This is a genomic window from Providencia sp. PROV004 (genome assembly GCF_011045615.1).
Classification (GTDB): Bacteria; Pseudomonadota; Gammaproteobacteria; order Enterobacterales; family Enterobacteriaceae; genus Providencia; species Providencia rettgeri.
Genome location: NZ_CP042859.1, coordinates 2,118,003 through 2,144,745, shown reverse-complemented (window position 1 = coordinate 2,144,745; position 26,743 = coordinate 2,118,003). Strand labels below are relative to the sequence as shown.

At 39.3% G+C, this 26,743-nt stretch carries 23 protein-coding genes and 2 pseudogenes; 10 read left to right on the top strand and 15 right to left on the bottom strand.

The window, feature by feature from the left end:
• Positions 1-76: 76 nt before the first annotated feature.
• From FVA69_RS09420 to FVA69_RS09405, 4 genes are read left to right on the top strand one after another with little or no spacing between them, the layout of a single operon-like run.
• Positions 77-1,279, top strand: a complete 1,203-nt coding sequence (locus FVA69_RS09420) for an MFS transporter (RefSeq protein ID WP_117162309.1) — start codon at positions 77-79, stop codon at positions 1,277-1,279.
• Position 1,280: 1 nt separating this feature from the next.
• Positions 1,281-1,757 carry a cyclophilin-like fold protein gene (locus FVA69_RS09415; RefSeq protein ID WP_117162310.1) on the top strand — a complete coding sequence of 159 codons (477 nt, stop codon included), beginning with the start codon at positions 1,281-1,283 and terminating at the stop codon, positions 1,755-1,757.
• 6 nt (positions 1,758-1,763) lie between these two features.
• A complete protein-coding gene (locus FVA69_RS09410; protein WP_164528747.1) occupies positions 1,764-2,879 on the top strand; it encodes an alpha/beta hydrolase in 1,116 nt (371 codons plus the stop codon).
• Positions 2,880-2,923: 44 nt separating this feature from the next.
• Positions 2,924-3,940 carry an alpha/beta hydrolase gene (locus FVA69_RS09405; protein ID WP_202983401.1) on the top strand — a complete coding sequence of 339 codons (1,017 nt, stop codon included), beginning with the start codon at positions 2,924-2,926 and terminating at the stop codon, positions 3,938-3,940.
• A gap of 324 nt (positions 3,941-4,264) precedes the next feature.
• Here the strand turns inward: FVA69_RS09405 and umuC are convergent, their stop codons facing one another.
• From umuC to FVA69_RS09335, 14 genes and pseudogenes are all read right to left on the bottom strand, one after another.
• A complete protein-coding gene (gene umuC / locus FVA69_RS09400; protein WP_238789301.1) occupies positions 4,265-5,275 on the bottom strand; it encodes a translesion error-prone DNA polymerase V subunit UmuC in 1,011 nt (336 codons plus the stop codon).
• Between the two features lie 640 nt (positions 5,276-5,915).
• Entirely contained in the window at positions 5,916-6,767 is an 852-nt protein-coding gene (locus FVA69_RS09395; protein WP_024008861.1) for a universal stress protein, read from the bottom strand.
• Between the two features lie 10 nt (positions 6,768-6,777).
• Positions 6,778-8,265 carry a SulP family inorganic anion transporter gene (locus FVA69_RS09390; RefSeq protein ID WP_024008860.1) on the bottom strand — a complete coding sequence of 496 codons (1,488 nt, stop codon included), beginning with the start codon at positions 8,263-8,265 and terminating at the stop codon, positions 6,778-6,780.
• A 355-nt stretch (positions 8,266-8,620) separates the two neighbouring features.
• Positions 8,621-9,847, bottom strand: a complete 1,227-nt coding sequence (locus tag FVA69_RS09385; RefSeq protein ID WP_024008859.1) for an MFS transporter — start codon at positions 9,845-9,847, stop codon at positions 8,621-8,623.
• Between the two features lie 37 nt (positions 9,848-9,884).
• Positions 9,885-10,709: a patatin-like phospholipase family protein gene (locus FVA69_RS09380; RefSeq protein WP_024008858.1), complete on the bottom strand. Its 825-nt coding sequence runs from the start codon at positions 10,707-10,709 to the stop codon at positions 9,885-9,887.
• Positions 10,706-11,368, bottom strand: coding sequence for a hypothetical protein (locus FVA69_RS09375; RefSeq protein WP_024008857.1), 663 nt, complete (start codon positions 11,366-11,368; stop codon positions 10,706-10,708). Before FVA69_RS09375 ends, FVA69_RS09380 begins: the two co-directional genes overlap by 4 nt.
• Positions 11,369-11,619: 251 nt before the next feature.
• Positions 11,620-11,967, bottom strand: a complete 348-nt coding sequence (locus FVA69_RS09370) for a TraR/DksA family transcriptional regulator (protein ID WP_024008856.1) — start codon at positions 11,965-11,967, stop codon at positions 11,620-11,622.
• An 86-nt stretch (positions 11,968-12,053) separates the two neighbouring features.
• Positions 12,054-12,590 (bottom strand): hypothetical protein, encoded by a 537-nt coding sequence (locus FVA69_RS09365; protein WP_024008855.1) that lies wholly within the window; start codon positions 12,588-12,590, stop codon positions 12,054-12,056.
• 3 nt (positions 12,591-12,593) lie between these two features.
• Positions 12,594-14,783 (bottom strand): hypothetical protein, encoded by a 2,190-nt coding sequence (locus tag FVA69_RS09360; protein WP_024008854.1) that lies wholly within the window; start codon positions 14,781-14,783, stop codon positions 12,594-12,596.
• 11 nt (positions 14,784-14,794) lie between these two features.
• Positions 14,795-17,263: a hypothetical protein gene (locus tag FVA69_RS09355; protein ID WP_109938055.1), complete on the bottom strand. Its 2,469-nt coding sequence runs from the start codon at positions 17,261-17,263 to the stop codon at positions 14,795-14,797.
• Between the two features lie 4 nt (positions 17,264-17,267).
• A complete protein-coding gene (locus FVA69_RS09350; RefSeq protein ID WP_024008851.1) occupies positions 17,268-18,677 on the bottom strand; it encodes a tyrosine-type recombinase/integrase in 1,410 nt (469 codons plus the stop codon).
• Positions 18,678-18,854: 177 nt separating this feature from the next.
• Positions 18,855-19,082 (bottom strand): annotated as a pseudogene (locus FVA69_RS09345) (translesion error-prone DNA polymerase V subunit UmuC); the annotation flags it as partial.
• Positions 19,082-19,498 carry a translesion error-prone DNA polymerase V autoproteolytic subunit gene (gene umuD / locus FVA69_RS09340; RefSeq protein WP_164528745.1) on the bottom strand — a complete coding sequence of 139 codons (417 nt, stop codon included), beginning with the start codon at positions 19,496-19,498 and terminating at the stop codon, positions 19,082-19,084. The gene umuD and the pseudogene FVA69_RS09345, both read right to left, overlap by 1 nt.
• Positions 19,499-19,561: 63 nt before the next feature.
• The gene (locus FVA69_RS09335) at positions 19,562-19,708 is read right to left on the bottom strand and encodes a hypothetical protein (protein WP_164528744.1); all 147 of its coding nucleotides are present in this window, start codon (positions 19,706-19,708) and stop codon (positions 19,562-19,564) included.
• Between the two features lie 92 nt (positions 19,709-19,800).
• Here FVA69_RS09335 and FVA69_RS09330 point away from each other — a divergent pair.
• Positions 19,801-20,307 (top strand): annotated as a pseudogene (locus FVA69_RS09330) (tyrosine-type recombinase/integrase); the annotation flags it as partial.
• A 121-nt stretch (positions 20,308-20,428) separates the two neighbouring features.
• Here FVA69_RS09330 and icd read toward each other — a convergent pair.
• Positions 20,429-21,682, bottom strand: a complete 1,254-nt coding sequence (gene icd / locus FVA69_RS09325; RefSeq protein ID WP_004911741.1) for an NADP-dependent isocitrate dehydrogenase — start codon at positions 21,680-21,682, stop codon at positions 20,429-20,431.
• A 534-nt stretch (positions 21,683-22,216) separates the two neighbouring features.
• Here icd and rluE point away from each other — a divergent pair.
• From rluE to purB, 5 genes are all read left to right on the top strand, one after another.
• A complete protein-coding gene (gene rluE, locus FVA69_RS09320) occupies positions 22,217-22,873 on the top strand; it encodes a 23S rRNA pseudouridine(2457) synthase RluE (protein WP_004911743.1) in 657 nt (218 codons plus the stop codon).
• A complete protein-coding gene (locus tag FVA69_RS09315) occupies positions 22,866-23,315 on the top strand; it encodes an NUDIX hydrolase (protein WP_117162357.1) in 450 nt (149 codons plus the stop codon). Before rluE ends, FVA69_RS09315 begins: the two co-directional genes overlap by 8 nt.
• 139 nt (positions 23,316-23,454) lie before the next feature.
• Positions 23,455-24,558: a tRNA 2-thiouridine(34) synthase MnmA gene (mnmA, locus tag FVA69_RS09310; protein WP_117162510.1), complete on the top strand. Its 1,104-nt coding sequence runs from the start codon at positions 23,455-23,457 to the stop codon at positions 24,556-24,558.
• Positions 24,559-24,560: 2 nt separating this feature from the next.
• A complete protein-coding gene (gene hflD / locus FVA69_RS09305; RefSeq protein ID WP_004911750.1) occupies positions 24,561-25,187 on the top strand; it encodes a high frequency lysogenization protein HflD in 627 nt (208 codons plus the stop codon).
• Between the two features lie 17 nt (positions 25,188-25,204).
• Complete coding sequence (gene purB / locus FVA69_RS09300) at positions 25,205-26,575, top strand: adenylosuccinate lyase (protein ID WP_164528743.1); 1,371 nt, start codon at positions 25,205-25,207, stop codon at positions 26,573-26,575.
• Positions 26,576-26,743 lie beyond the last annotated feature (168 nt).

Genomic DNA, 26,743 nt, shown 5'->3' with positions numbered 1-26,743 from the left:
CCCACTAATTAAATTATTACCCATATGCCATGATGATGTCCATTAAATATCGTAGGTGCATAGGTGAATATAATCGATGGATGATGCCATTTTACAAGAGCGAAACTTTCCCGAAAGAGCGAACTGGAGTGCAGTTTTTGCCATGACGCTATGTGTTTTTGTTTTGATAGCTTCAGAATTTATGCCTGTGAGTTTGTTAACGCCGTTAGCGCTTGATTTTCAGGTGACAGAAGGAATGGCGGGACAAGGTATTACTATCTCTGGAATATTTGCTGTCATAACGAGCTTATTTATTTCTGCACTTACTCGCCATTTAAATCGTAAAGCTTTATTACTGGGGCTTACGTTCTTAATGGGAGTCTCAGGTGCATTGATTGCTTTAGCCTCCAATTATTATATTTATATGGCAGGCCGTGCGCTAATCGGTATTGTCGTAGGTGGCTTTTGGTCTATGTCAGCTGCGACAGCAATGCGTCTTGTACCAATAGAGCAAGTGCCTAAAGCACTGGCTATTTTCAATAGCGGTAATGCGCTAGCAACCGTTATTGCTGCACCTTTAGGAGCTTATTTAGGATCAACTATTGGGTGGCGAGGTGCTTTTTTAAGTTTAGTCCCTATAGCCGTGGCAACGATGGTGTGGTTATGGGTGAGTTTACCCTCAATGCCAACTGATTCTAGTAATCATAAAAATACACCTCAGATTTTCGGGATTTTTAGCTTTTTGAAATACCGTGTCGTCATACTCGGTATGTTTGCTATCGGTCTATTTTTTATGGGGCAATTTACTCTATTTACCTATGTACGTCCTTTTCTTGAGACCGTGGTAAAAGTCGATATCTCAATGGTGACATTTATTTTGTTACTTATTGGTATTACGGGATTTATCGGAACTCTACTGATTAATCGTGTATTAAAAATAGGGTTCTATCAAACATTGATGGTCATTCCATTACTGATGGCCAGTATTGCAGTATCACTTATTTTCTTTAGTTACTCCATTTTTGTTGTCATTGTATTGCTGAGTATTTGGGGCTTTATTGCGACTGCGGCACCTGTTGGCTGGTGGAGCTGGGTACCTCGAGTATTTACCAATAACGCAGAGGCTGGAGGCGGATTGATGGTTGCAGTAATCCAACTTTCTATTGCCTGTGGTGCTTCGGTAGGAGGCATATTCTTTGATTCGATGGGCTATGAAAGTACTTTTGCAATCAGTGCGTTATTTCTTATCGTTGCAGCAATACTTGTTCAATGCACAGCAAAGGCCGAAAGGGAAAAATAATATGTTGAATCTATTATTTAAAAATAGGTTTACCCCATTAACTTTTTATTTTCTGTTGGTATTTGGCAGTATTAACCAGCCATTATTGGCGCGTAATTTATCAATAGAGCCTCAAGTGTACTTAATCGAAATCCGTCTTGATACGCAAATAATTAAGGCAGAGCTAGAAGATTCAGAAATGACGCGTGATTTTATCCGTTTATTACCGCTCACCGTTGAATTGGCAGATTACTCATCCACAGAAAAAATCACTTATCTTCCCCGAAAGTTACTGACCGGTAATACATCCAGTGGGATCGTGCCAGAAGTGGGAGACATTACTTATTATGCCCCTTGGGGGAATATCGCTATTTTTTATCAACCATTTAGTTACTCATCAGGGTTATTTAAATTAGGAAAAATAACTCAAGGACTGGAATATCTGGAATTTACATCACCAAAACAAGCCGTAATAGAGCTTATCCAAAGAAATGACTAAAAGAGGATGCACATTATGAATCATGAACGTAGAGATTTATTGAAATTGACGGGGGCAAGTATTGCTGTTGCAAGTATGGCATCCATAATTACAGCGCCAGTATTAGCACAACCAAATACAAGTTTCAGTGAGCGATGGGATAAAACCTTTGTAAAAAGTGATAAAGTTGAACATAAAAAAGTCACATTCAAAAATCGTTATGGTTTAGTGCTAGTTGGGGACTTATATCAACCTAAAGATACCAGTGGGTTATCCGCTGCGATTGTATTGAGTGGTCCATTTGGCGCGGTAAAAGAACAGTCTTCAGGGTTGTATGCACAGACATTAGCGGAACGTGGTTTTATTACTCTCGCGTTTGATCCCTCTTTTACTGGCGAAAGTGGGGGGGAGCCTCGAAATGTTGCTTCTGCGGATATCAATACGGAAGACTTTAGCGCTGCTGTTGATTTTTTAGGTCTGCAGCCAAATGTTGACCGTAATCGTATTGGGGTACTAGCTATTTGTGGATTAAGTGGTATGGCTTTAACCGCAGCAAGCAGCGATTCACGCATTAAAGCCGTAGCGACAGCATCAATGTACGATATGTCTCGTAGTATTAGCCGTGGGTACCAAGATAGTTACACTATTGAAGAACAACATAAAGTGATTGATTATCTTAGCCAGCAGCGCTGGAAAGATGCAAAAAATGGATACTATGCTTTAGGTTACCATGAGGTGCCATTCGATGAAGATGGCAATATTATCGAGGGGCAACGTGTTTTACCGGAGACTTTGCCAGAGAATGCGCCACCTGTATTAGCCGCATTTTTTGATTATTACCGTACTCCTCGAGGTTTTCACCCTCGTTCAATTAACTCAACAACCGCGTGGACAGCAACAACGCCTATATCTTTTTTTAATTTTCCAATGCATACCAATATTGAAATGATATCACCAAGACCAATTTTGCTGATTGCAGGAGAAAATGCACACTCTCGTTATTACTCTGAAGATGTGTACAAAGTAGCTTCAGAACCTAAAGAACTCTTGATTATTCCAAATGCTGATCATGTTGATTTATATGATAATCCAAGCAAGATCCCTTTCGATAAACTCACTGTTTTCTTTCAGCAGAACTTATAAGTTGTAGCCTGTTTAGTCATTAAAGCACAATTGAGGTAAATGCATTGAGAAAAATACTGTTTGCTTTATTGGTCAATTTTATGATGACTTTCTTTGCTTTTTCTTCGAGCGAAACTCGTCAGTTTCCTATTCCTAATACGGTCAGTACACAGATGCAGTCTTTGATTGCCAAACCTGCATCTTCGTGGGACGTTCATCCTAAAAATACACAAGAGTGGAATCAATGGGTTCAAGATTTTGATACTGCAATTGAAACAACATTACCCGCGTTACGCCAACAATTAGAAGTTTCATTAGAAGCGAATAAACTCGGTAACGTACCTATTTTTATTCTCACCCCTAAACGGATGAAAAAAGAAAATCAAGACCGTGTGTTACTCAATCTTCATGGGGGGGGTTATGTTCTTGGGGCGGGAGAAGCAGGGACATTAGAAGCAACTTATATGGCGGGGATCGCAGGGTATCGAGTCATTGTGGTTGATTACCGAATGCCACCAGAACATCCTTATCCTGCTGCGCTAGATGATGCTTTTGATGCTTATCAAACGTTATTAAAAAGTGTACCCGCAAATAAAATTGGTGTATTTGGCACTTCGGCGGGCGGTGGCATGACGTTAGCCCTTATGTTAAGGATTAAGACGGCTGGGTTACCTTTACCTGCTGCTATAGCCCCTGGCACCCCCTGGTCTGATTTAACAAAAACTGGGGATAGCTATTTTACGAATGAAGGCGTCGATAATGTTTTGGTCAGCTATGATGGTTGGTTAGGTGATGCTGCAAAGCTTTATGCGAATGGGCATGATTTAAAAGGCCCAATGCTTTCACCTGTTTATAGTGACGTTACAGGATTTCCTCCCACATTATTAACCTCAGGCACGCGAGATTTATTTTTAAGCAATACCGTTCGTATGCACTTAAAATTACGTCAAGCAGGCGTTGATGCAAATTTAATGATACTTGAAGGAATATCTCATGCTCAGTACCACATGGACCCAAATGCATCCGAAACAATAACTCATTTCACTGAGGTGGGGCACTTTTTCTCACAGTATTTAAGATGAATGTAATATGGTGTTATCGTCATGTTCATAGCGTTTTTACAGATAAATATTTCGAATCTTCATTATTAATTTGCGATATTTATGGAAAAATACTTATAACCTAATGGAATTTTTTTAACTTACGTGGCGATACACTAAGGCTCAATCCATGAATAATGAATTATGTCTGCTTCTGGCACAAAGCAGCCAATTATATTCAATTTAGCTCTGTGCCCCAGTTGTGTCAGGTCAAAAAGTAAAGTCCATATTGTTTGTACTTCACAGCTCCTCTCCCTACCCTTTTTTACTTATTCAGCAATACAGTTAAAACGTCCAGCCCATTTCTTAGCTTTTAACCACTCGTAATTCATCAAAATTTGTCGTGTAAGCAGGCGACAACATTTCTCTTTTCATTTTGTATCCGCTATCACCGCCCTTACTTGCAAACCACACTTTACCCTGCCCACTCTTATTAATCGCGTCTAATGTTTTCATTAACTCATCGCTATTACGAAATGGCTTTTGTGTTGAAAACATATCAAACTGAGTAACATCTGAATCAGTAAAATCAGATAGTATGATGCCTGCTTTATAATACCGGTAACCGTCACGCCAAATAGTATTTAACCCACGCATTGCTGCATTGATAATATCTCTGGTGTCACTGCTGGGGTATTCGAGTTTTATATTAATGCTATTTGCGTAATCTTCACCTGATGCGTGACGGCTAGTTTGAATAAATAATCCGATAATTTTACAGCGTTGCTTCTCTTCCCTTAATTTTTCTGCTGCTCGTTCTGCATAATCACAAACAGCCTTACGCATTGTTTCTATATCTAAAACTTTCTGGCCAAATGAACGAGAGCACAGTATTTGCTGCTTAATTTTTCGGACTTCTTCTAATTCAATACATGGCTCACCATTGAGTTCTCTCAATGTCCTTTCTAATGTAACCCCAAACGTTTTACGGATAGTTGCTACCGGTGCATTCGCTAAATCCAAAGCAGTATTTACACCCATAATTCTTAATTTTGCCGATATTCTACGACCAATACCCCACACCTCTTCGATTGGGATAAGAGATAATAATTTTCGCTGCCGTTGCTTGCAGGAGAGTTCAACAACTCCACCTGTTTTTTTCCATGTTTTTGCCGCATGGTTAGCTAGTTTAGCTAAAGTTTTTGTAGGGCCAATACCGATGCCTACAGGGAGGTGAGTATTTTGGAGGATAGTTGATTGGATTTTGCGGCCGTATTCCTCAAGATTAAAGGTATTATTCATACCTGCAAAATCAAGAAAGGCCTCGTCTATTGAATAGATTTCTAAACGGGGCACGAATGTTGATAATAGTGACATGACTCTATTACTCATGTCAGCATAAAGGGCGTACAGTTGGCTAAGAATTCCTGTCAAAGATAGATAAGTAAGCGATTAACCATTACCTTTCATAGGTTGATAGTATCTAATATTAAAAAAATCACCGAGCTTAATCAGCTGTCTATTTTTAATAGTAAGTATTCATCAACATGTCTAATTTTTACCAATTGGATTACTAAGATGTACTAAGTTTAGTACCGAGGGATCGAATGTACAATCTTCACTCAGCACCAACACAATTCACTTTGTCGGGTGGACGACATTTGTTATTAAAAGCCGTCTTCTTGAGAACCCTGCGTGCAACTTTCACTGTACTAGACTCAAACATTTGATACCCAGTAACTTATAGAGCAGCCATTACAGGATCATTCCAAGAGTTGCGAGTTAGCCTTTTCGTTTTAACCAAGTACTCTTGATATTGAGGGGCAAATAGTGTCACTGCACTTCGGATTTTTACATGTTGTTCATTGATACTTGAGTCATCAATAAACGCACAGAAACTTCTGTGGAAAGATTTTCTGAACCAGAATTAAGGAGGGATAAGGTATATCACACTTAATTTGACAAAAAAGACCAGCACTCAATTGTGCTGGACTAATAGTACAACCAATAAAATTTCTTAGCGAAGAATTACCATTGGTAGTTGAGTACTTTCCATCATTTTAAGTGTATTACTGCCAAGGAAAACCTGTGCCAGCTTAGAGCGTGAAAATGCGCCCATCACAAGCATTTCAACATCATGACTCGATTTATATTCCATCAATGAATTAAATACATTGCCTTCCAATAAACTCGAACATACTTCAAATCCATTCTCTTTCAGCATAGCTTCGGTTTGCTGAAACTTTTCTTGTTGTTTAGGTTGATTGTTTTTCACACTGACAAGATGACATGTCAAACCATGAAGTAAGCCTCCTTCAATAATAGTTTTCACCGCTTTATCTGCGGTTTCACGCCCATCATAAGCCAACATAAAACTTTTAGGGGCTGCAAACTCTTTATTGGCAATAACAACAGGAGTATGAACTTGACGAATAATTTGCTCAATGTGAGAGCCCACCACATTGAAATTATCACCATGGCTTTCACCAGAGCGTCCAATCACAATTAAACGAGCCTCTTCTTCCAGATCATAAATGGCTTCAACGATACCGCTATGTCGTTGCATTTTTTCAATTGTGTGACAACCTTGTGCTTGCGCTAATTGAGAAGCATGTTCCAGCATCTCTTTACCTAACTCCAAGGCTAATTTGCTTTTTTGTTCATCTAAACTGGCCATTTCAGTTAATAAAGATGAACGAGCGCCTAAGCCAATAGCACCACTAAGATCTTCGGCTTGGGTTGATGGTGTTTTCTCAATTGCGTGTAACAACAACAATTTTTTATTCAATTTATTCGATGCCCAAATGCCAGCACGGCAAGTGGAATCAGCATAGATTGAGCCATCAATACAGGTAATTACGTTATTCATTACTTTCTCCTTAGTGGCCTGCCATGAGCTTTTCGACTTCTTTAGGATCATTATGCACACCAAACTTATCAACGATGGTTTCTGTTGCTTCACTCATCCCAATAATTTCAACATCTGTTCCTTCGCGTCGGAATTTAATCACCACCTTATCAAGTGATGATACTGAAGTAATATCCCAAAAGTGAGCATGAGTGAGATCAATCACAACTTTATTCACCACCTCTTTAAAATCAAATGATTCAATAAATTGCTCTGATGATGCAAAAAAGACTTGTCCCATAACTTGATAAGTTCGGCTTGCATCTACTGGTGACTCTGTTTTTACCACCATAAAACGACCAATTTTATTGGCAAAGAATAACGTCGCTAATAACACCCCGACAAAAACACCAATTGCTAAGTTATGCGTTGCCACAACCACAACAACGGTCGTTATCATCACAATATTTGTTGATAATGGGTGCTTTTTAAGATCTCTAATTGAACTCCAAGAAAAGGTACCAATTGCTACCATAATCATTACTGCAACTAACGCTGCCATCGGGATTTGCTTAAGCCATTCATCTAGAAAAACTACCATGATGATAAGATAAATACCGGAGCTTAAGGTGGATAATCGTCCACGTCCGCCAGATTTAATATTAATAATTGACTGGCCAATCATGGCACAACCAGCCATACCGCCCATTAAGCCTGCACCAATGTTAGCAATACCTTGTCCCTTACACTCTTGATTACGATTACTTTTGGTATCCGTAAGGTCATCCACAATCGTGGCGGTCATCATTGATTCCAACAGACCAACCATAGCGAGGCCCAATGAATAAGGTAAAATAATGAATAAAGTTTCAAGATTAAGTGGAACTTCTGGCCATAAGAAAATAGGCAGCGTATCGGGAAGTTGCCCCATATCACCAACAGTTCGTATATCCATTCCAGAGACGCTTGCTACAATTGTCAAAACGATGATGCAAATCAAAGGAGATGGGATCGCTTTACCGATAGCAGGAACATATGGGAATAAATAAACAATTCCTAACCCTGCTGCTGTCATCGCGTAAACATGCCAAGTTACATTGGTTAACTCGGGCAATTGAGCCATAAAGATAAGAATTGCTAATGCATTAACAAACCCCGTCACGACAGAGCGTGATACAAAACGCATTAAGCTGCCGAGTTTTAAATATCCGGCTATGATTTGGAATACCCCTGTTAACATAGTTGCCGCTAACAAATACTCTAAACCGTGGTCTTTAACCAAAGTGACCATAAGTAACGCCATCGCACCCGTTGCAGCCGAAATCATTCCGGGGCGGCCACCCACAATAGAGATAATGAAAGTGATACAAAAAGAAGCGTAAAGACCAACTTTAGGGTCAACACCTGCAATAATAGAAAAAGCAATAGCTTCTGGGATCAGAGCTAAAGCCACAACAATACCCGCGAGCAAATCGCCACGAACATTCGAAAACCATTCAAGTTTTATTTTTTCTAACATGAAAATCCTATCATAAAAGAAAGCGACATCGATGCACACAAGATCCTATAGGCAGATTTAGCCTAAGATAATTTAGTGAACGCACTATGCTGCTTTGAAATTGTATTTAATGAAATTAATAGAATAAATGGTACTAAGGTACCTGCCGGCAAACGGCATAATAGTCACGCAAAATGGTGACAATTTTGAAGAAAGAGGTGGGTAGCCTAAGGCGGCGTAATATGCAACTTACAATCCTTTTAAAATTAATAATGTGTGAATTGTTACACGAATATCACAAAAGGTCTATATGGTAAGAACAAAAAAGAAACGGTTTTTCACTTCATCATTAGATGAATTAATCTTTAACACTCTTTTAGTCACTATGACACTGTTTATCTTTAAAGGACTGATAAGCAGGTATAAGAAGTAATAATCCGATCATAGTTAGGCCGCTAAACAAACCAAATAGAGTGGAAGCTGTCCAGCCTTTTTCAATAAATATCCCAAATATCCATGGGGCAGCTGCTGTAGAAAAGATCATCATTGAGGTCACCATAGAGCGGATTGCTCCAATATGCTGAGTCCCATAAATCTCTACCCATAATGCACTAATAACAGGACTGGAACTACCAATGCCTAGACCAAATAAGGACATAAATAGAGGTGCAGCCCAGTAATTATCCAATAACGTTAAGACTAATAAACCGGCAATTAAAGGTAATGGAAGAAATGGTAATAAAGATTTAGCTTGAAAACGATCAATCAAAGAGCCAGAGACCATAGAACTTGCCCAATGTAAAAAACCATATGCAACGAAACTACTCGCTAATAAACTTGCAGGCCATCCCTTTTGTTCCAGTAAGTAATTTTGTTGAATAAATACGGCCGTCACAATAAATGGAGCGGATAAAACGGCAGGAATAATCGACCAAAATCGCCAATCTTTCACGACATCTCTACGCCCTTGCTCTTGTGTTTTTGTGCTTTTGGGTTCCAAAGGTTTTTTCTTATCAGATGTATTCGACTTTTTTAATAAAGTTAAAGCCATTGGTAAATAAATAATCATGACTATCAATGCCAACATCAACCAACTCCACCTCCAACCAAGCAAAGCGATAGTCGTCATTAAAATTATGGGAAGCACCATTTCACCGAAGGCAACTCCGCTAGCAGAAAGGCTAAGCGCTTTCCCCCTTTGGTGAGTGTAAACTCGAAGCATGGTTGTTTGCGCGGTATGTGGAAAGAGTCCTTGTCCAGCGAGCCTCAGTCCCCAAAATGCAAAAAATAACATCCACACAGTTTGAATGTTCGCCATTAATAAACAGGAAACACAAAGTAAAAATGACACGACAATAACCACTTTATGCAAAGCCCAACGGTCAACAAGGCCGCCAACCATAAAAATGACGGCACTACTGCACAACGTGGCAATGGCATAAATGAAACCATAGTCCTCAGCAGAAATGTTAAGTGATTGTTGAATATCTGCGCCATACCAACTCAAAAAAAATGATTGGCCAATATTACCGATAAAAACAGTAATAAAGCCAAAGCTTAAAAGCGGCCATTCTTGGCTCATAAAACGAAAATAACTACTCAAAAATCACTCCAATAATCAATTGATTGGAAAACAACAATCATACGTTTTCTAGAAATAAGATACCTTTTTCCAATCCCTGTCGATACCCTAATTCTAGTTTTCCTTTAGATCGAGTAAAACGAGAAACAGGGAATGAAGGTGGGGGGGCAATCACATTAATTTTGCAATCTTTAGGAGGAGCTTGAATAAAGTCTAACGCTTGATTATACATTTCATGACGCTTAAGCATCGCAGTATATAATTGAGGATACTCTTTTTCTAATGATTTCATCCACTTTAAAATATATGGCTTCTTTTTTCTATAGCCTAAGGGCTGAGATAATATCACCGTAATATCTCTTGCGCCTTGCTGATAAGCAAACTTGACAGGAATAGCATCAGCGATCCCTCCATCAGTCATTGGTATACCATCAACCATGGGATAATAACGATAAACTAACGGAATAGCACAAGAAGCCATGATCGCAGAATGGTTAATATTATCACTCGAAGTTTGATAATAGCAGGGCTCCCCCGTAGTAATATTTGTTGTCACTACCCAAAGCGGCATGAAAAATGGTCTATGTAACGGCTCATTGTCATATGAGCTTCTCCACAGCCACCCGACATCGCACAAGTGCCCCCCCTTAATATAACGTTTCAGATTAATGAATTCAGAGCTAGTAGCATATTTTTTGATGATTTTTTCACTACGGCCAACTTGCTTTGATAAATAACCAACAAGATTTGTAGAACCAGCAGAAACACCTACAAAAAAATTAAAATCATAATAATTATGAGCCATTAGTGCGTCTAGTACTCCAGCTGCAAATATTCCTCTCATCGCTCCGCCTTCAACCACAAGTGCTTTATTTTTTATCATTTTTCTATCTCCTTAGAACACAAGCTTAATTTTTCATAGAATGGTTCGATAAATAAATATGAAAATTCATTATGAGCTAATCGAGTTTGTGATCTTTGAAGTTCAAGTGAAATGTTAAAGCCATAATTTTGCAGTTGGTAAATAAGTAGTGTTTCTGCTGCAATCCCACTAGTACCAATATAATAAGTCAGCATAATTTCATTACTGCCAGATTTTATATTTACTAATTCATTGCTATGTATACCTACAAAACCAAATGATAATATGTGAGGGGATTCGTTTTCATAAAACTCAATGTTATCATTATGTGGTTTTTTTATGACAAATTGATAGTCGTTCAACTTAGAAAATAGCATCTCTAGCCGTTCTTCGACCGTGCAACCATTTAATCTCTCATTAACTTTATATATATCACCATATCGCTTGAACCTTTTAAACCAACGGTTTAAGAATCCGCTTTGATTAGGGATAAAAGCATTATTAAAAAACTTAAATAATGATAATGATATTTTCTTTTTCCGTTTAAGATCTTTAAATTCTTTAATTACAAACTTAGGGAAATTAAATTCATCATAATTTGTTCGGAGTTTATTATTAAAAACGAACTTTAACTCAACATTTAACATGTGGTGATAAAGTTCTACATCTTGCTCGTTCATTAAAACCCTTATTATAAAATAATTTATATAGAATCTAATGAAGATAAGTGAATGGAATATTGCAAACCATACTTAATCCACATCACTTATTTCATTAGTTTGAAATAAGAAAACTAAAAACAGATAAATTTTCTGAGTTATAGTTGATATGGATAATTGTTACATTGGCCTGCTCTAAAAAAAGTTTCCTTGATAGTATCAATGACTGTTATCAAAGTAAAGCTTGCTTTTAACAAATCCTTTACATGTCATTAGGTTGCACAGTTTATACACTTAATAACACAAGGATTAACGTCTAAGCGTTTGGGGTTGATATCTTCACCACATTGAACACAATAGCCATAATCATCTTCTTTTATCCTATGTAATGCACCTCGAATAGCAACCAGTTGCATTTCTCGTCTTCTTTGGTGTTCTAAAGCCATTTGTTGGCTTTGCATCGCATCCATTCTTGATAAACGCCCGACACTTTGTTGATCAAGCTGTACTGTTGCATGTCCGCCAGTTTGTATCCCTACAGATAACTCATCGAATAACTCTCGTTCCATGGCTAAAAGCTTCTTTTTGAAATAGGCTAATCGCAATTCATTTTCACTCATATCTGTCCTTAGTAGTTGTAAATATATTATAAATAGAAGCCATCAATAACTTAACCGTATTCCGATACGAAAGGTTGAGGCTAAAACTAATCTAGCTTCTCTCGTTTTTTGAATTCTAGAACGTTGTTTGTTGACCCCGTTTTTTCCATTTTGATCATTAACTCAATATGCTTGCATTCTTCAGGTATATGTTTCCACATGGCAACGGTGACTTCGTGCATTCTCACGGCTTGAGACTTTAAGCGTTTTTTATAATCTCCAAGCTTTTGTTCTTTCTTTTTAATTTCGCCCTTGAGCTTTTTGATTTCTTTTTTGGCTTTGTCTAAGTCTTCCTTAGCCTTTATGTGGAGAGGGTGACTGCGAATCACATTATCGGACACATTGCTTGCACCATGAACACGCGTTGCTTCAGCGCCTTCGATCAGCGCTTTTATTTCTGGATAGCGTCTGGCCGATCCATTTGATAACCCAGCTTCTTTTTCAACATTAGAAACAACAATTTTAAGCTTGTTAGCTTTAAGCTTTTGTTTCAACTCCCGGTTAATCGGCTTTTGATCAACAAGTCGCGCCAATGCGTCTCTTAACTGCCTTTCTGTTGAGTTTAATCCAAACTTGTCTGCCATGCCTTACGTCCCCATTGTCGTTTCGATCACTAAATTCAGCACATCTTCTGCAAATTCATACTTTTCATATTTAAACCCTAGATCATCCATGATCGCTTCCGCAGCTTTTACCTGCATCATGTATTTGGTTGCAGAACTGGAATTTAATTCATTGTTTTCTTTTAAAAACTCAATGTTGCGCATTGCGTCCATACGGGAGGATTCAGCATAAGCAGCATTTTCAATAAAGTCATATTCGCAGTCTACACATTCACTTAAATCAATGTTGATACGCATTGAACATTGAGTGTTAGTACAATACATCGAAGGAGCAATAGCGTGTAAGTGTTCTTTCCCGTTGGTCAACCGATCTATCCAGTAGTCAATTGATAGCTTGCGTTTGCTTACCCCATCTTCAAAATAACTTTCACCTTGGCGACTAATTTCAGCAACGGCTGCTTGACCTTTACCGCCCGCGATACGCTCACCATTCGCCATTTTTTGATATATGCGAGCAAATATCTCAGCTTGTTGTGTGACACGCTCTTTTTGTATTTCGCTGTATAGTTTTTCAAATGAATAGGCATTTCGGGCATACCATCGCGTCATCGCCATCGACAAATGCGAAAACTGTTGCTTCAAGGCGGGGAAAGAACACAATTCATAACCAATTAAGTAGTATGCGAGGGAGCGCCGTGTCTGATGTGGAGAGAAGTGAAATTTATCGCCCTGATTAAAAGATGTTTGGGTTGGGTCTGAAGTCTGTAAATACCCCATATCTTCTGCTGTAAGTGTAAAATTAAATTTATCGCGGTTAAACTTCGTATTAATTACTGTGTGCAATGCGCTCTTTCCTATAGGGTAGGGAAAAGCGATATCCTTCAAGTTTGCAAACATTCGATGATTATATTTCTTTGCAAATCTGTTGCGATAGGGCGTATTAATAGCATTCAGTATATGGAATGCTTTCCAGCCAGCTTCCGTGGTTACAAACGTGTCATTTTTGGTTTGACTACTGAGCGTAATCTTTGATTGGCGTGTAGTTAGAAAGTAGATGGTTTCCTTGCCCGTTTCCGACTCACAGCCATTTTTATCGAAAGTCATTCTTTGTGCACCGTAAACAGGGCTCATTTTGTACAGCTCGTCTACACGCATTCCTGACAATGCCAGACAAAGCCATGAAGATTTTGTATTTAAGCTCCTCAAATATCGCCTAAAATCACCCCAGCCGTAACAAGTGTTGTCAATGTGTGCTCTGAAGGTGCTAAGACGTCCTCCGTTTATTTGAATTCGGGGTTGAATAGATGTGAATATTTGCATCCACCGATGATCCTCACCTTTATCCACTAAGGTTATTCCATTTTTATTGAGAGCCTGCGTAAATTGTTCCCATGATTTTACGTAGCTGCTACCAGGTTTGTGGCTATAACCTCTTCTAATCCTCAGGATTTTTCTTTCTAATTCATTCTCATAAAGCGAAATCATCTGCTCAACAGCTTGCTCTATTTCATCTCTTAATCTGTAGGCTTTTACGATGTCTTCACTGTACCCTTTTAATGCCGCAAAATAGATTCGTGGGGGAATCACTACTTTTCCGTTTTGCGCATCAGAATTCACGTTATATATCTTATGAGTTTGATGTGAAAAGTTGACCTTGAAAGGTAGCAGCCCTTTCAAGTGAACAAGGCTATTCAACCCTATAAAACAATAGCTTCTAGAAATATCATACCATCCCTCAATAACCAAAATTTCTAAATACTCTTGATTCAATTCCTCAAACGAATTGATGCCACGTTTGATTAGTTGAGCAATATCCGTTCGAAGAGAGTTTTTTTTATTATTAATTGAGGCCAGTTCTGTATATTTAATAGAAAACCACATCTCTGCCAATGCTACACACTTCATTTGATTAAGCATTTGACGCCCTTTTTGATGAAGTGCCATGACATTTTTTTCTTGCTTTGGCTCAATATTAAAAATCAAGTTCGCGATCCCACTCCCTTTGTAGTCAGAATCTCTAAACGCCCATATATCCTCGCCAAACAAGATGGTCTTTTTTTGATCTTGATAGACCACCATTTTATCTAACTCTTCCCAATCGCCTCGCAGTAGCGCAGGGAGAAGTTCCTGTTGCAAATAGTCGCCTCTATCACCAATCGAACGCATGGTATCTAAGGTTGAATCCATATCTTGTGAGTTTTCAAAAGACAGCATAGATATAATCCTTATAGAAATTGGGTAATGGAAGGTAACGAGTTGAAAAGTGGATAACGTCCTTTTTCTTCGAGCAAATATTCAGCTTGTTCAATAGTTTCTAGTGGGAGGCCGTCAAGATTAGCTTGAAAGCGATTTATCTTTAATTGAATTACCGAAGCGCGTTCTGGGTATTGGTCAATGGCTTCACGTAACGCATCGAGAAAGCTCAATAGTTTATAAATAGCGTAGGGAGCATCAACGAGTTTGGCACTTTTGCAAAAGACACAAAGATCGTATTGATAGCAGGTAATATCTTGACCTTCTTCAATAATTCCTTTTTTTTCTGCGAACTTGCGTGCTGCATAGTGCCAATCTTTCTCTGACACCAAATCAATTTCCCCACCGCAGCTAATGCCATTGGGGTTTGTCGGTACATTACGTTGTTTCCAAGCATCGTATTCTAAGACGGGAATTTTCAATTCTTTCTTAACCGATTCTATAGCTTCACTGCGGCTCTTGCCCTGGACTATGTAGACTAACCCCATCATTCCTTGTGATATTTGCTTGTTGTTTGAAACAGGGTGGCCGTTGGGGTAATATCTTTCTGTTGTTTCAATATTGTGCTGCAAGATTTTTCGGGCTGTCCACCCCCTTTCTTCTGCTTTATATTCTAAGTTAGAATGAGTAATACGAATCCTACTGGCGGTAATATTTAGAAAATAATCACCGCGACCAATACCACACAAATTTAATAAAGTTTTTCGAATCGGAACCTCACCCTCTGACCACTGATAAGTAACATGCTTACCACCCAGCGGTAGTAAGTACGGAAGTCTGGTTGTTGAACTCCCGCCTCCAAAACCATAATTTTTTCTAGGTAAAGGGTTTTTGCTCGCAGCATAGCGTTCGACCAATTGAAGAAAAGGTCGGTATTTAGCTGCAACAATGAACTCACCTAACGAGCCATCAGCGTATTTGAAAGAAACGGTGATAGAACCATCGGAATCTTTCCCTGAATAATGAAGAGGTATCAGTGCGTTTCGCAGTGAAACATCAGTTATACATGACAGCGCTGCGTAAGCAATCGGCATTGCTCTTATTGTTACAACTTGCTTTTTGAGAGCGGTGACTTTTGCTTCCATCGTGTGTGCACCATCATCTCGTCTAATCCTGTTAAACGTGGTCATCGTATGATCTTCAACAATGTCGGTATAGGTTTTTACTAGATGCTCGATCAACTCAGCTCTACTATCAGAAAGCAAATTTAGGTTCTTTGATAATTGGAATGAAGCTCCAGATACATTAACTTTGCCTTTATCACCTTCGCTATTGAGGAAATATATCAAAGTGTCATAAGGGTCTTTACTGTAGGTTTTCGAGAGGAGTTCGAGTGCTCGAAGAAAGGTGATTCCGTCAGTTTCTCCAACAGAGTCGCGCTTATTGATGTCAGCGACAATAAATCCAGCCTCATCATCTTTGGCTTCGGGATGAGAGCTTTCTTCTGCTCCTGAAAATAACGCTTTTACATCTTTTGAAGCGCGGCCTTTATAGGCGCGAACTTGAGCAACCTTTGATGTCCGACCATCTTTATTTGACGTAACCATTTTAATTGGGCGGCGAACTTGTTTAATCACTGAATCGTTAAATGCAGTGTAATAGGCAAACAAAGTGTAAGCTGCTGCCATACATTGATTAAAAGGACTCGCTAAACCATCTGACGCTGAACCATTTTTTCTCCCAAGTGTAATCGTGATGTCGCGATTATCTTTTCTTTCAACCACAATATTATCAAGGTGTTGAGGGGGGGGAGAGTCAGGGTTTTCTTCTTTATATGCAATAAGTTGAGCTACTAAAGAGAAAAAGAAAAGCTGAGTACGTCTGACTAGTGCATACCATTCGCTTGATGTGTAAGGTTGTGTAGTAAAATCTGCAACCTCACCATTAAAGCTCTTGAGCGTGGCTTGCATGTCTGATACATCAAAACCAAGTACTGGAAGCAGCGAGTCGAGATTCATCTTTTTTTGAAGAGCTGAAGATTCCAACAAACCAAACTCTTCGCCATTATGATATTGAAACTGGTATTTTTTAGGCTCATTAGCAATATCAACTAAGCGGCGTAACTCTCCTGAGTTACCAGCGTAAGAAAGGTATCCAGCCTGGCTAAAAGGGTCGAACTTCTTAATGTCGCAAAATGCTATATAAGCCTTTAAGACGCTTAATTTAACCACTAGAGACCATGCATTGGTTTCATTTTTCTTCTCTTGATCAACCCATCTTTTTAGCTTTTGCATTTTTTCTAATCGAGAGGGTTTAGCTAATGTTTTTTTTGGATCACACTGTTCATGACACCAATAAAGAAAATTGTGTTTTGTGCTGTTTAGTTCCCCTTCAGGCCGTATATCAACGTTCAAATCTAATGAAGTAACATTATTCTGAGCCATTGGCGGAATGGGGGATGCATTTTGATTTCTTGACGCTGCTAATCGACTTTTGGCCATGAAATTACCTCAACGATTGTTGTGCGAATTCATTTTTTCGCTGAGCGAATTCCAACCATGTTTTATTATCATTCATGTAGTTAACGTATTTTTGGGTGGTAGATGTGCTTTCATGCCCCATCAAATCAGCCAACTCCTGTAACAGGGCTTCGAAGGGCTTAGCTGTTTCCATATGTTTGCTGTACAGCCAGTCGGTTGCGAAAGTGGCACGTAAATCATGAGAGGAAAAATAAATATTAAGCCCACTGTGTGCTAAATCGTTACGGATAGTTTCTACATACTTTTGAATGGTGTTTGGAGCATAGATATTGCCATTTGATTTTACGAATAAGTGGTTATGGCGAAGTAGTCCATTTTGAATAGCCCTCTTTCTCTCGTTACTCAATTTGTACTCGTACAGCAGTTCCATGACCTTAGCTGGGATTTCAATTGTTCTGTTTTTTTTAAACTTGGTTAAACAACCGTTAATATTCTCACCAATTTGCACTTTAACTACTTTAGATTTTGGCTTGTCCACGGCAGATGCTGGAAATGTTATCAATTCCTCCAATCTCAATCCTGTTTCAGTTTTTAAGTACAGCATGAGGGCTTTAGTATCAGTTGAGTTTTCAACATCAAGGTGTTTATAAAACTCTTGCTTTTCATTTTCACGAAGTGGATTAAGTTCTCTTATATCAGCACCTTGAGGTTTTTTGATGTTTTTAAATGGTCTAGTGAGACCTGTAGTATATACAGTAATTTCCTTACTGTGACAGCGGTTGATATGTGAGAGCATTTCATGCTGTGATCTGTTTCCTTTACTGCTTATGTGAACCGTCTTTGCCTTAAACTCAAATGGTCGAAAGGTTTTTCTGATTGAAATGATCCCCTGGCGATGAAGGAAAATGAAGTAATTAACAACCTTCAAAACATAGTTAGAAGCGGTACTTGGAGAACCACCGACTTTTCCACCTTCATCCTTGGTATAAAGGTTCTCCAGTAAATAGTCTCGATATCTCACGATTGGACTTTCCTCTACCTTGTCGGTGCAGTCGTATATTGTTAACGGAGATTTTTTATCAACCAGCAGGCCAGTTCTTGGGTGGGTATGCTCAGGGATTTCCGTGTTCAACCACCGATAAAAGCTCAAGAGCGCAACTGCATGGGATTGGAGTGTTTTATCCGAGGATATATCTGGGTCTGCTAGCAAAGAGTGAAGATATAGATTAACCGGTATTACATTGAGGCCATCGGAGTCGATTAAAATTGGAAGTTCATGAGCAAAAGGTTTTGAGTTATCCTTAACTTCATGGATAATCTCACCACTGTCAGGGTGTGGCCTGCTGATAAATGAGGGGTATTTATCCGTACTAATCCACATAAGACAGTAGTCAAAGCCAAAGTCATCTGGAAACGACCTATTCTGCTCAATCATATTAATACCTAAATCATCTGTTATTCACACTGATAAGTCAGGAGCTGCGCGTTCATTCATTTGCTTTTCAAGATGTCCTTGACCAACAGTAAAACTGTAACCACTTTTTTCCTCGACACCTCATTTATATAGCATAAAAAATTACAACATGTGGCATCTAAAATATTTTCCAACTGTAAGTACGTAGTTAGAACTAAATATATTAATGTTGTTTTGTCTATAAAAACTGTGGCGCTCGTAATACAGTTCCCCCATCTTTACGCCAAGTTTTTTCGCTTCTGATGAACGTGCAATCACGCAGCCATCGTTATTACTTAAAACAATTACTGGCTTCCCTGCCAGATCTGGCCTAAAGACTTTCTCACAACTTGCATAAAAACTATTTACATCAACCAGCGCAAACATTATTGCGCCCGATGAATAATATAGGTAACAACACCAAATATTTGAAAATCCTGCCCATCGTTGATAATGATTGGTGAATAAGCGGGATTCATTGGAAGTAACATAGGTGGGTTGAGGTGTAGTTTCTTAACCGTAAACTCCCCCTCAAAGCTAGCTATAACGATATCTCCCTCTTTTGCTGTGACCGCGCTGTCAACAATAACAACATCACCATCATTGATATTCGCATCAATCATTGAATTCCCTTCCACCCTGAGCATATATGTGCTTTCAGGGTGCTTAATGAGGGCGCTATTTAAATTTATGCGGTCTTCAACATAGTCCGCAGCGGGTGATGGAAAGCCTGCTGGCACTCGGTCAAGAAAGAGGGGGAAGCTTGCTAGTAAATCATCTGTTTCAATTAATCTTAGTTTCATACGACACCAATAATACTGTATGCATAAACAGTATTATTTGATCATTTTATGCGTATGTAAAGATCAATTTTCTATAGTTTCATTTTGTTCACGTTCCGTAGCTTCCTGCTCTGCCCTTTCCGCTTCTTCTTGCGCTAATCGCTCTGCTTCTAGCTTAGCGAGTATCTCAGCTTCAGCTTGCTTTTGATTGTAGATAGAATTGGATGGCATATTTACACGCACGTCAATCCAGTGGCCGTTTGGAATATCGCAGTAGTCGTAATCTTCACGCTCAATGTCGTTTTCATCAAGAAACTCCGGGTAAACAACATAAGTACTTAGGCAATGCGATGTTATTAGCTGTCATTACAGGACAACGACTTGGCGATATTTCAGCAATGAAATTTAGTGATATTTGGGATGACCATTTACATGTAACGCAAGAAAAAACAGGAAGTAAACTGGCTATTCCACTGGCGTTAAGATCTGATGCATTAAACATGTCGCTGAGAGATGTTGTTTCTAGATGCCGTGACCGTGTTCTCAGTCCGTATCTGATTCATTATTTTAGAACAACATCTCAAGCAAATAGAGGTGAGCAAGTTACAGCAAATACAATAACAACAAACTTCAAGAAGGCGCGAAATAAAACTGATATTGATTGGGGTGAAGGAACACCAGCTTCATTTCATGAACAACGATCTTTATCAGAAAGACTCTATCGAGAACAAGGAATTAACACTAAAGATTTACTGGGTCATAAATCGCAAAAAATGACCGATAAATATAATGATGATCGGGGTAAGGATTGGGTGAGAGTTGTTATTTAATAGTCGGAATATAGATAGATTTTGATAATTCGTTTTGATAACTTTTTGATAACCGTTTCAGAAGTGATAATAAAAAACGGGAACTATTAAGCTCCCGTTACTAATAACACCACGTAATAAATTACATGTGCTTAATGATTGCGTCACCGAACTCGCTACATTTCAGTAATTTAGCGCCTTCTAATTGACGTTCGAAGTCATAGGTTACAGTCTTAGCTTCGATTGCGCCTTCCATACCTTTAACGATTAGGTCAGCAGCTTCAGTCCAGCCCATATGGCGCAGCATCATCTCAGCAGAAAGGATAATAGAGCCTGGGTTAACTTTATCTTGGCCTGCATATTTTGGTGCAGTACCGTGAGTTGCTTCGAATAATGCGCACTCAGAACCAATATTTGCACCAGGAGCGATACCAATACCACCGACCTGCGCTGCTAATGCATCAGAAATGTAGTCACCATTTAGGTTCATACAAGCGATAACATCGTATTCTGCTGGGCGTAGCAGGATTTGTTGTAAGAAAGCATCTGCGATAACATCTTTAACGATAATATCTTTACCAGTTTTAGGGTTTTTAATTTTAACCCATGGGCCGCCATCTAATAATTCGCCGCCAAATTCCTCTTGTGCTAATTGGTATCCCCAATCTTTAAATGCACCTTCAGTGAATTTCATAATGTTACCTTTATGAACTAAAGTCACTGAATCACGGCCGTTATCAATAGCATATTCAATAGCAGCACGAACTAAACGTTTTGTGCCCTCTTCTGAACAAGGCTTAATACCAATACCACAGTCTTGTGGGAAACGGATTTTAGTCACACCCATTTCATCTTTCAGGAATTTAATAACTTTATCTGCTTCTGCACTACCCGCTTTCCACTCGATACCCGCATAGATATCTTCAGAGTTTTCACGGAAAATAACCATATCAGTCAGTTCAGGTTGTTTAACTGGGCTTGGAGTGCCTTTGTAGTAGCGAACAGGACGTAAACAGATATACAGGTCAAGTTGTTGACGCAATGCAACGTTCAGAGAACGAATACCACCACCAACAGGAGTTGTTAAAGGGCCTTTAATTGAAACACGGTAATCACGGATTAAATCGAGAGTTTCTTCTGGTAACCAAACATCTTTACCATAAATTTGTGTAGATTTTTCACCGGTGTAAACTTCCATCCAAGAAATTTTGCGCTCACCGTTGTAGGCTTTTTTCACTGCCGCATCAACCACTTTCAACATTGCTGGTGTGACATCGATACCAATGCCGTCACCTTCGATAAAAGGGATAATTGGGTTGTTCGGAACGTTTAGTTTGCCTTTTGCATCAATGGTAATTTTAGCGCCTTCTGCCGGAACTACTACTTTGCTTTCCATTAACCTCTCCTTTCACTTGCGTATTTTGCTTGTTAATTTTTTGTAAGAGACGTGTCAATACTACTTCAATCTGCGTCGAACGCCAATGATTACTCATCTAAGCTTCAATGCCGATCGCATTTAACGTACTGTTTTACCTTGTAAGTTAATCGAATATCTATTTATAAACACTGTTAAATCAATAAATTAATTTAAGCATTCCATTATTAGAAATAAATCAAACCGCGATGAAAAGTTGTCAATAACCCATTTGAGGGAACGACACAACTTTTGTTAAAATACTTCCCTCACAAAAAATAATATTAGCAAGTTAACTCAAATTAAAAATACGTTTTGCTCACACTATCACCATCCAAACAAATCCATATGTACTTATTTTTAAATGGAAAATTGTTTTTATTGATTTAAATGTTTTTAAAGTTGTTAATTAAATATTACATCGCCATGAAAAATACGTTCTAGGATCAAACCGTTAAATCTCCTACACTAGATGAAATAAGTCGCCGCAAATTAAAACCAATAAATTCTCATTGAATGACCATGAACAGACCGAACAAAAAATCAGTTCCGAAGAAAAATCGTTACTCGCCACCCTCGACTGCTTTAAAGCATAACGCTAAGCGTGTTTCGGTAAGACAGCAAATATCAACTAAAATCATTTTATTTAACAAACCCTTTGATGTTCTTCCTCAATTTACTGATGAACAAGGTCGCGACACACTAAAAAAATATATTCCAATCAACGATGTATACGCCGCAGGACGTCTTGATAGGGACAGTGAAGGGCTATTAATTTTAACCAATGATGGAAAACTACAGGCACGTTTAACTCAACCACAGAAAAAAACAGGGAAAATATACTATGCTCAGGTAGAAGGTATTCCCGATGAAGATGCACTACTAAAATTTCGGCAAGGGTTAATATTAAATGATGGTCCAACACTCCCTGCGGGAATCGAGTTAGTTGGCGAACCTGAATGGCTATGGCAAAGAACTCCGCCAATACGGGAACGCAAAAATATCCCGACTAGCTGGTTAAAAATTACATTATATGAAGGACGTAATCGGCAAGTCCGTCGTATGACGGCAAATATAGGTTTTCCAACGCTTAGGCTAATTCGTTATCAAATTGGTGAATTTAATTTGGGAAATCTTTCAGTTGGCGAATGGAAGGAGGTAACTGTTGTTTAAACCTAATGTGACTGTAGCAACTGTTGTGCATGCTCAAGGCAAATTTTTAGTCGTGGAAGAGTGGATAAATGATAAACCCACTTGGAATCAACCAGCTGGGCATTTAGAAGCTAATGAAACTATTTTGCAAGCCGCCGAACGTGAATTACTAGAAGAAACTGGAATCAAAGCCACACCAACACAATTAATTAAAATTCATCAATGGATTGCCCCAGATAAAACTCAGTTTATCCGTTTTTTATTTGCCGTAGAACTTGAATCCATTTGTGAGACACAGCCACAAGACAGTGATATTAGCAAATGCCATTGGCTGACTGCCCAAGAAATTCTAAATAGCAACTGCCTGCGTTCACCATTAGTGGCCGAAAGTTTGCGCTGTTTTCTCACAGGAAAGCATTATCCTCTCGATATTTTAACCGCTTACGGCGACCATTATCTTTAAGTACTTAACTTCTGCTTGGTGAAGATTTCACCAAGCAATAATATTCCCTGCTAACTCTGGTGTAATGCGGGAACAACATGCTAAAGTATGGGGCTTGATTTTTCCGCAGTGAGATATTTCCATGTCAAATAATAGTACCATGTCAGATAACAGCCAAAAAAAAGTCATCGTCGGGATGTCCGGTGGTGTTGACTCCTCTGTATCCGCTTACTTGCTACAGCAACAAGGGTATCAGGTTGCTGGTCTGTTTATGAAGAACTGGGAAGAAGATGACGACACAGAATATTGTTCAGCTGCTACTGACCTTGCCGATGCACAAGCTGTGTGTGACAAACTGGGTATTGAACTTCATACCATTAATTTCGCTGCTGAATATTGGGACAATGTTTTCGAACATTTCTTAACTGAATACAAAGCAGGCCGCACACCGAACCCAGATATTCTCTGCAACAAAGAAATCAAGTTTAAAGCTTTCTTAGAATTTGCGGCTGAAGATTTAGGCGCAGATTACATTGCTACTGGTCACTATGTGCGCCGCCGTGATGTCAATGGTAAAAGCCAATTATTACGTGGTTTAGATAACAACAAAGACCAAAGCTATTTTTTATATACTCTGAGCCACGAACAAGTAGCTAAAAGCCTTTTCCCCGTTGGTGAACTCGAAAAACCTGAAGTACGCCGTATTGCAGAAGAAATTGGCTTAGTTACTGCAAAGAAAAAAGACTCCACGGGGATCTGTTTCATTGGTGAGCGTAAGTTTCGCGACTTTTTAGGCCGCTACTTACCCGCTCAGCCTGGCCCTATCGTCACTGTTGATGGCGAAACAATTGGTCAACATGAAGGTTTGATGTACCACACTTTAGGGCAACGAAAAGGTCTCGGTATCGGTGGTACAAAAGAAGGCTCCGAAGAACCTTGGTATGTTGTCGATAAAGACGTCGAAAACAACATTCTTATCGTAGCTCAAGGCCATGAACACCCTCGTTTGATGTCTGTTGGGTTAATTGCTCAGCAATTACATTGGGTTGACCGGAAAACCATGACTGAGCCGCTACGTTGCGTAGTAAAAACACGTTATCGTCAAGCGGATATCCCTTGTACGATCACCCCATTAAGTGATGATCGCATTGAAGTGGCTTTTGACTACCCTGTCGCGGCTGTCACTCCAGGTCAATCCGCTGTATTTTATATCGATGAAGTTTGTCTCGGTGGCGGTATTATTGAAGCCCGTATTCAGGAGTAAATGTGGCAAAAAACTATTATGACATTACGCTTGCTTTAGCGGGTATCTGCCAAGCAAGCGCGATGGTTCAAAAACTCGCACATGAAGGTGTTTGTCTTGAGAAAGACACTGAAACCATGGTCAATAGCCTCACCAATATGAATCCAAAATCCACTTTGGATGTATTTGGTAATGATGCCGAAAATTTAAAGACGGGCCTCAGTGCCATGTTAGGTATGCTGACTGGCGGTAACAGTGGTTTATCGGCTGAAATGACGCGATATATGTTAAGCATTATGACGCTTGAACGTCGCCTCAATAAAAACCAAGAAGCGATGAACCAGCTGGGCCAACGTATTGAGCAATTTGAACGCCAAGCGGGTTATTTTGAACCACTTTCTGAAGGCGTGTTTAACGCACTTGCGGGTATTTATGTAGATGTAGTCAGCCCAGCTGGACCGCGAATTCAGGTCACTGGTTCCCCTGATATCCTAAAAAACACACTCGTTCAAGCAAAAGTTAGAGCCACCTTGCTCGCTGGCATTCGTTGCGCAGTGCTTTGGCAACAAGTTGGTGGAAGTCGCATTCAACTCATGTTCTCTCGCAATCGTCTGGCTAATCAGGCGAAAGATATTTTGTCTCACCTTTAAATCTGGAGTTGCTACCAATGGAATTATCCTCACTGACCGCTGTATCCCCGATTGACGGCCGTTACGGTGATAAAGTCAGCACGTTACGCACTATTTTTAGTGAGTTTGGTTTACTGAAATTTCGCGTACAAGTTGAAGTTCGCTGGCTACAAAAACTGGCTGCAACCGCTCAAATCAAAGAAGTTCCTGCATTTGACGCTGACGCAATCGCTTACTTGGATGAAATTGTCGCGAACTTCTGTGAAAAAGACGCAATGCGTATCAAAGAAATTGAACGCACAACTAACCATGATGTGAAAGCTGTAGAATACTTTCTAAAAGAAAAGGTAGCGGACATCCCTGCTCTTCATGCAGTTTCTGAATTTATTCACTTTGCTTGTACTTCAGAAGATATCAATAACCTCTCTCACGCATTAATGCTGAAAACTGCTCGTGAAGAAGTCTTGCTGCCACAATGGCGTCAAATCATTGATAAAATCAAAACAATGGCTCATGAGTACCGCAATTTACCGTTACTTTCACGTACTCACGGTCAACCTGCAACCCCGTCCACCATTGGTAAAGAGTTTGCGAACGTTGCTTATCGTTTAGAGCGCCAATTCCGCCAGCTACAACAAGTTGAAATTCTAGGTAAAATCAATGGCGCAGTCGGTAACTATAATGCACATATGGTCGCTTATCCTGAAGTTAACTGGCACGAATTCAGCGAAACCTTTGTTACCTCTTTAGGCATTCAATGGAACCCATTCACTACGCAAATTGAACCTCATGACTATATTGCTGAGTTATTTGATTGCGTCGCTCGCTTTAACACTATCGTGTTAGACTTCGACCGTGATATTTGGGGCTACATCGCATTAAATCACTTCAAACAAAAAACAATCGCAGGTGAAATTGGTTCCTCTACCATGCCACACAAAGTCAACCCGATTGATTTCGAAAACTCTGAAGGTAATTTAGGCTTAGCCAATGCCGTCTTAGGTCATTTAGCTAGCAAACTCCCTGTTTCTCGCTGGCAGCGCGACTTAACTGACTCGACAGTATTACGTAATCTCGGTGTCGGCTTAGGTTATGCATTGATTGCTTATCAATCAACCATGAAAGGTTTGAACAAATTAGAAGTGAATGAGCAACATTTACTGGATGAATTAGACCAAAACTGGGAAGTATTGGCTGAGCCAATTCAAACTGTAATGCGCCGTTATGGTATTGAAAAGCCGTATGAAAAGCTCAAAGAATTGACCCGCGGTAAACGTGTTACCGCTGAAGGTATGAAACAATTTATTGATAGTTTAGACCTACCAGAGCACGAAAAATCACGTTTGAAAGAAATGACGCCTGCAAACTACATCGGTTACGCTGTCACTTTCATCGACGAGCTAAAATAGCTTCCATGTTTTCAAATTAGGCGGCTTATAAGTCGCCATTTTTAATTATCATTTTGAATTCCCTGCTCTATCTATCATACTAAGCTATTCAAAGCTAAATATAGATAAATTATATTTCCGCTTCGTTTGATTTATATTTACTTAATCCCTTGTCGTTATTCAGAACTC